Annotated in this window: 2 protein-coding genes; both read left to right on the plus strand. The window is 65.2% G+C overall.

The window, feature by feature from the left end; genetic code table 11:
• Positions 1-142: 142 nt before the first annotated feature.
• Entirely contained in the window at positions 143-457 is a 315-nt protein-coding gene (locus G510_RS0113370) for a transposase (RefSeq protein ID WP_029154015.1), read from the plus strand.
• On the plus strand, positions 454-1154 hold a 701-nt coding region (locus G510_RS0113375), incomplete at its 3' end, for an IS3 family transposase (RefSeq protein WP_029154016.1). The genes G510_RS0113370 and G510_RS0113375, both read left to right, overlap by 4 nt.

Below are 1154 nucleotides of genomic sequence, written 5' to 3' on the forward strand. Positions count from 1 at the left end.
GTGTGGCGCCAGACGTGCTCATCGACACCGATCGTGGTGACCCCCTCGAGCCGGTGAGGGTCATCAATCAGCCGACGCTTGCCCTCGGCGATGATTGAATCGCCCTGGGTTTCGTTCCGTTCTTCAGGCAAGGATGGAGATGATGAATCAGAAGTACTCAGCCGAGATGCGTGATCGTGCGCTGCGGATGCTGGATGAGGCCAAGCCCGACCACTCGAACCTGATGGCCGCGGTCCGGCATGTTGCTGGATTGCTCGGGATGAGTCCCGAGACGTTGCGGGTGTGGCACCGTCGCCGGGAGGTCGACGCTGGCGAGCGCCCGGGCGTGCCGACCGATGTCGCCGAGGAGAACAAGCGCTTGCGGCGGGAGAACGCGGAGCTGCGGAAAGCGAACGAAGTGCTCAAGGCTGCGAGCGTGTTTTTCGCGAAGGAGCTCGACCGCCCCTCGACGAGATGATCCGGTTCATCGACATGCACCGGGATCAGTTCGGGGTCGAGCTCATCTGCCGCGTCCTCAAGGACGCGGTGCGAGGGTTTGTCACCTCCCGCGGATATCGGGCCGCGAAGACCCGTCCTGCCTCGGCGCGGCAGCTGAAAGACGAGTTGCTGGTGCCCGAGGTCGTGCGGCTGCACGCAGAGAACTACGGCGTCTACGGGGTCCGGAAGATGCATGCGCTGCTGCGGCGGCAGGGCTGGGACGTCGGCCGCGATCAGACCGCCCGCCTCATGGGATTGACTGGGGTGCGGGGCGTGGCCAGGTCGAAGAAGGTGTTCACGACGAAGCACGACCCGACGATCCCGCAGCCGCAGGACCTCGTGAAACGGAGCTTCACCGCTCCCGCACCCCGCCGGCTGTGGGTCGCGGACATCACGTATGTCGCGACATGGGCGGGGTTTGCGTATGTCGCGTTCGTGATCGACGTGTTCTCCCGGATGATCGTCGGCTGGAACGTCGCGTCGACGTTGAAGGCCGACGTGCTGCCGCTGCAAGCACTGAACATGGCCGCGTTCACCGCGACCGGTCCGCTCGACGAGCTGATCCATCACGCGGACCACGGGTCGAACTACATGGCGATGGTCTACACCGACCGGGTCGTCGAACTCGGCGCCGTCCCCTCCACCGGAACCGTCGGCGACTCGTTCGACTGTCAGTC

This window comes from Microbacterium gubbeenense DSM 15944, assembly GCF_000422745.1.
GTDB lineage: Bacteria > Actinomycetota > Actinomycetes > Actinomycetales > Microbacteriaceae > Microbacterium > Microbacterium gubbeenense.